The organism is Chamaesiphon sp. OTE_8_metabat_110, from assembly GCF_031382685.1.
Lineage (GTDB): Bacteria > Cyanobacteriota > Cyanobacteriia > Cyanobacteriales > Chamaesiphonaceae > Chamaesiphon.
Map to the genome: position 1 here is coordinate 1 of NZ_JANMZA010000193.1, position 4,803 is coordinate 4,803.

The window sequence follows — 4,803 nt, forward strand, 5'->3', positions numbered from 1 at the left end:
AAATGCCGTCCGCGAAACGATCGATCGGGGGTTAGCTGACGCCATCATCCTCTCGGGAGCCGCGACGGGTAGCCCCCCAAGTATCGAAGATCTTCGACTGGCTAGGGCAGCCGCAGGTACCACTCCGATGCTGATCGGCAGTGGTGCTAATTTCAATAATATTAATAGCTTGATGCAATATGCCGATGGCGCGATCGTGTCGAGTTCGCTCAAACGTCAAGGCAAAATCGAGAACTCGATCGATCCAATTCGCGTCAGTCAATTTGTTGAAACAATTCGCCAAGATCTCGCCAGTCGATCCGTACAACGTGCGATCGATTCGATGAAAATCCATAAGTGAGATGGGAGCTGGGAGAGAATTTTTAAAGTTGAGATTCTAACGCCAAGACAAGACCGAAGGCTTCCTATTTCTACCTCCTAACTCCCAACTCCCAACTCCCAACTCCTAACTCCTAACTCCCAACTCCCAACTCTTATGAAACGTCGTCAAATTCCCTGGATCTATCAGTACTCGCGATTGCTCATCGGATCGATCGCTATTTTAGGCATTTTGGTAACTGCTTACCTGACATGGGTAAAACTTAGCAACAACGGTGTGTGCGGTACCGAAGGCTGTCAGATCGTACTATCTAGCCCATATGCTAATGTTGGCAGTTTTCCGCTGACTGGATTGGGCTTACTGAGCTACATGGGTGTGGCGGTGATGGCTTTTGCGCCGACACTCGTCGATCCCAAAACTAATAAAGCGGCACACAATCAGCTCAACAACCTGACTTGGTTGGGATTATTGCTCGCGGGAGTGGGGCTGGCGGTATTTAGCGGCTATTTGATGTATCTGCTGGCATTTGTCATCAAAGCTGCATGTCCATTTTGTATTGCTTCGGCAATTTTCACTTTTGCCATTTTGGGACTGACACTCTTCGGGCGTGACTGGGAGGATATCGGGCAAGTCATCTTTTCTGGAATGGCGGCGGGGCTGGGTGCCCTGCTAGTTTCGCTAGTTCTTTACAATACCGCGATCGGAGGTGAGATAAATTCACTCGCCCCGACTACCGCCCCGACACCGGGGATTGGTTGGGAAATCAAGTCTACATCGGGGACAGCCGAGATCGAACTTGCCAAGCACCTGACCGAAAAAGGTGCCAAGATGTACAGTGCCTACTGGTGCCCGCATTGCTACGAACAGAAGCAGTTATTTGGTAGTCAAGCCTGGGAGCAAGTTACTAATATCGAATGTGCTGCTGATGCCAAAAAGAATCCGCAGCCAGACGCTTGTGCCAAAGCTGGCATTAAAGGATTTCCGACTTGGAGTATCGATGGCAAATTAGAGCCTGGAATCAGGAAACTGGCAAAACTCGCCAAGTTGACTGGCTATCAGGGCGATAGTAAGTTTAAGTACGATAAGTTGGCTCCAGGTGAATAATAATTATAAGTCAGGCTGGCAAGCGGAACTTGTGCGATCGACCTAAATGGTTTATATATTTTAAGGATCGATCGTTATTTCCCAATTTTACTAAATGCTGACAAACTTACACTTACTTCGATCGGTGAGCGCGATCGGGATGGCAATTGGTGCTGTTGTGACTACTATCGCTACGGTGCAAGCTAATCCCACGCTGCCCACTAATGGCAATACCACTTCGGCTCGTCCATCGCTCGTCAATCGGACGAGTAAACCTGCTGTCAACAGCAACAGCAAGAAGACAGCTTCAGCACCACCAATCGATACCGTATCAGGCGCAGCCGAAACCGCACTGGTAGAACATTTAATTGCCAATAATGTCACTTTCTACGGTGCTTACTGGTGCGATCATTGTCAGAAGCAAAAATCGCTATTTGGGGCGGCTGCTGCTGCAAAATTACTCTATATTGAGTGCGCCGCAGATGGTGAAAAGTCTCAGCGACAATTGTGTAAAGAGAAAAACATTCAAATGTTTCCTACTTGGGTAATTAACGGTAAATATTTTACTGGTAGTAAAGATCTCCAAGAGATTGCTAAATTAACTGGCTATAAAGGTGTGATGAATTTTAAATATCGCAAGTAGGTTTAGGCTTTAGGCTTTAGGCTTTAGGCTTTGGACTTTAGGTTTGGCTATCGATTGCTAAATGGGTTGGGATTTTAAGTTTGAGGCTAAAATATCAATTCGCTAATAGCACAAGACTAACTATCGATTATTAGATAGATCGACTTTGGCACAATTAGTTGCCAGCATCAATAGATTGCATCAACACTACCCCGATATTATCAGCATGAATTATTTACTCAATTTGTGGCGATTTCCAATCTTGTCGCTATTGCTATCATCGTTAGTCTTTGGGGCGTTACCCGCCCGCGCCGAAACCAAAATATTGGCATCAAATTATGGGATCGATCGAGCGAATGAATCCCTAGCCCCCACAGATCCGCGCACTTCCACCGAGCGACTTAATGCCCTCGGCGACACCTCAGCCAAAGTTCCAGCACCTAACTCGATCGCGCAATCCGTTAAAGTCAGCCCTTTGCTAGAAAGACAAATCCTAGAAGTCATTCGCCGCAATCCATCTGTCATGCTAGAAGTGTTGCAAAAATACGCGCTGGAGCAACAAGCGAAAGAACAAAAAGCTCAAGCCGACGCACTTAAATTAGCTCGAAAAAACACCAAATCATTAATCGGTAATTCGCCCACCACTGGAGCTAGCAATCGTCAGATCGTGATGGTCGCATTCTCAGATTTTCAATGTCCATTTTGTGCGACTGCCGATAAGAGTGTCAAGCAATTTATGGCAAAACATAAAGATAAAGTTACCCTAGTTTATAAATATTTTCCCCTCACCCAAATTCATCCCGAAGCACTACCAGCCGCACAGGCTGCTTGGGCTGCCAATAAACAGGGTAAGTTTTGGGAATTTCACGATGCTTTGTATGCGAATCAAGCTAAACTAGGTGAAGCCTTCTATCTCCAAACTGCCACCAGTCTCAAGTTAGATCTCAATAAATTTAACGCCGATCGGAAAATTGCTCCTGATGCGATCGTCGAAGACTTTAGACTCGGACGTAAGCTCGGTGTTGACGGTACGCCCACCTTCATCCTCAATGGCGAAGTCGTCACAGGTGCCGCCTCTTTGGCAGATTTGGAAAAAGCCTTAGCGCAAGTTACTAAGAAGTAAAGGGTAAGAGGTAAGAGGTAAAAGGTAAGAGGTAAGAGCGTAATCCGCTAGTACTCATTCGACTTTTCTCTGCAAGCCAGTTCCCCCGTCCCCGGTCAGTGAGCGACAGCCAAACTGCCCGTCCCCATCTCCCCATCTCCCCATCTCCCCATCCCCTCGTCCCCCCACCCTCTACCCCATGAGCGATCTGTCATTAGCTTCAATCCAGCCAGCCGTATGGCGAATTTTGGATGCAAATTTCGATCGAGCGCGGGAAGGATTGCGGATTATTGAAGAATGGTGCCGCTTTGCTCTCAATAACACCGCACTGGCGAGTGAGTGTAAGCAAATGCGACAAGACTTGGGGATGTGGCATACGCCAGAAATTCGCGCCGCGCGGGATACAGCAGCCGATGTCGGTACTCAATTGAGCCATCCTCGCGAAGAACAACGCACGGGGATCGAGCAACTGCTCCAAGCCAATCTGTGTCGCGTTCAAGAAGCCTTGCGAGTACTGGAAGAATATGGCAAGCTCTACTCGCCGAGCCTGAGTAGCGGCTGCAAACAGATGCGCTATCGGGTATATACCTTAGAGAGCAATTTACTCGCCTACCGTCGTCGCCAACTGCTCACTAGTGCCAAGTTATATCTAGTTACTACTCCCACCCCAGATTTACTTCCCCGTGTCGAGGCAGCTTTGCAGGGGGGATTGACATTGGTGCAGTATCGTGATAAGCAAGCTAATGATACCGATCGACTGGCGATCGCCCAAGCGATGTGTCAACTGTGCCATAATTATGGCGCGTTATTTATTCTCAACGATCGGGTGGATCTGGCACTAGCTGTCGATGCTGATGGGGTACATTTGGGTCAGCAAGACGTCTCGATCGCACTTGCTAGACAAGTACTGGGTTCCCAAAAGATCGTCGGCAAATCCACGACAAGCCACGCAGAAATGGCACAAGCGATCGCCGAAGGTGCCGATTATATTGGGGTAGGGCCAGTCTATGAAACGCCAACTAAACCGGGCAAAGCAGCAGCAGGATTAGAATACGTCCAGCACGCCGTCAAAAATGCGACTGTGCCTTGGTTTGCGATCGGTGGCATCGATAGTACTAATATTGATGATGTCATCCAAGCTGGTGCCCCAGCAATCGCGATCGTTCGAGCGATTATGGAAGCAGATAATCCTACTCATGCAGTTCAATATTGTCTGTCCATCTTGAATCGGGTACCGCGAATAGAGGGTAGAGGGTAGAGGGTAGGCTTTAGGTTTTGGGATTGAGTGGCTAGCGGGGTCGTTTATAATTTTGGTTTATGATTGAGTCGATCGAGTTACAAGTAAATGGTGAAGCCTGTACCTGTTTGCCGCAGACAACCTTACCCCAGTTATTAGTCAAGATGGGGTTAAATCCTCGACTTCTAGCAGTAGAATATAATGGGGAAATTTTGCATCGTCAATTTTGGGACAATACAGAAATTAAAACTGACGATCGATTGGAAATTGTGACGATCGTTGGTGGTGGTTAAAACTAGATCGGAGGTTAAAATTCAAGTATGGAAGTTGTTTTAGCTAGGATTGAAGAGCTTGAGGAAGTATCGAGATTATTCGATCTATATCGGGTATTCTACAACCAATCCTCAGATATTGAAGCTGCTCGATCGTTTATACAGCAG

Annotated in this window: 6 protein-coding genes; all 6 read left to right on the forward strand. The window is 47.4% G+C overall.

The genetic code is table 11. From position 1 onward, the window contains the following. The coding region (locus RMO52_RS07040; protein WP_310412254.1) for a BtpA/SgcQ family protein at positions 1-340 on the forward strand (340 nt) is incomplete at its 5' end. Positions 341-475: 135 nt separating this feature from the next. Beyond that, on the forward strand, positions 476-1,423 hold the full coding sequence (locus RMO52_RS07045) for a vitamin K epoxide reductase family protein (protein ID WP_310412257.1): 948 nt from the start codon (positions 476-478) through the stop codon (positions 1,421-1,423). Between the two features lie 94 nt (positions 1,424-1,517). Beyond that, positions 1,518-2,045 carry a hypothetical protein gene (locus tag RMO52_RS07050; protein WP_310412260.1) on the forward strand — a complete coding sequence of 176 codons (528 nt, stop codon included), beginning with the start codon at positions 1,518-1,520 and terminating at the stop codon, positions 2,043-2,045. Positions 2,046-2,190: 145 nt separating this feature from the next. Continuing rightward, on the forward strand, positions 2,191-3,147 hold the full coding sequence (locus tag RMO52_RS07055) for a DsbA family protein (protein WP_310412263.1): 957 nt from the start codon (positions 2,191-2,193) through the stop codon (positions 3,145-3,147). A gap of 178 nt (positions 3,148-3,325) precedes the next feature. Further along, the gene (locus RMO52_RS07060) at positions 3,326-4,384 is read left to right on the forward strand and encodes a thiamine phosphate synthase (RefSeq protein WP_310412266.1); all 1,059 of its coding nucleotides are present in this window, start codon (positions 3,326-3,328) and stop codon (positions 4,382-4,384) included. Between the two features lie 59 nt (positions 4,385-4,443). Further along, positions 4,444-4,656 carry a sulfur carrier protein ThiS gene (thiS, locus tag RMO52_RS07065; RefSeq protein WP_310412269.1) on the forward strand — a complete coding sequence of 71 codons (213 nt, stop codon included), beginning with the start codon at positions 4,444-4,446 and terminating at the stop codon, positions 4,654-4,656. Positions 4,657-4,803: the final 147 nt, after the last annotated feature.

What these genes read in the sequence shown, in the direction of transcription:
- RMO52_RS07060 (WP_310412266.1), top strand. Translation starts at nt 3,326, where the DNA reads ATGAGCGATCTGTCATTAGCTTCAATCCAGCCAGCCGTATGGCGAATT.
- thiS (WP_310412269.1), top strand. Translation starts at nt 4,444, where the DNA reads ATGATTGAGTCGATCGAGTTACAAGTAAATGGTGAAGCCTGTACCTGT.
- RMO52_RS07050 (WP_310412260.1), top strand. Translation starts at nt 1,518, where the DNA reads ATGCTGACAAACTTACACTTACTTCGATCGGTGAGCGCGATCGGGATG.
- RMO52_RS07045 (WP_310412257.1), top strand. Translation starts at nt 476, where the DNA reads ATGAAACGTCGTCAAATTCCCTGGATCTATCAGTACTCGCGATTGCTC.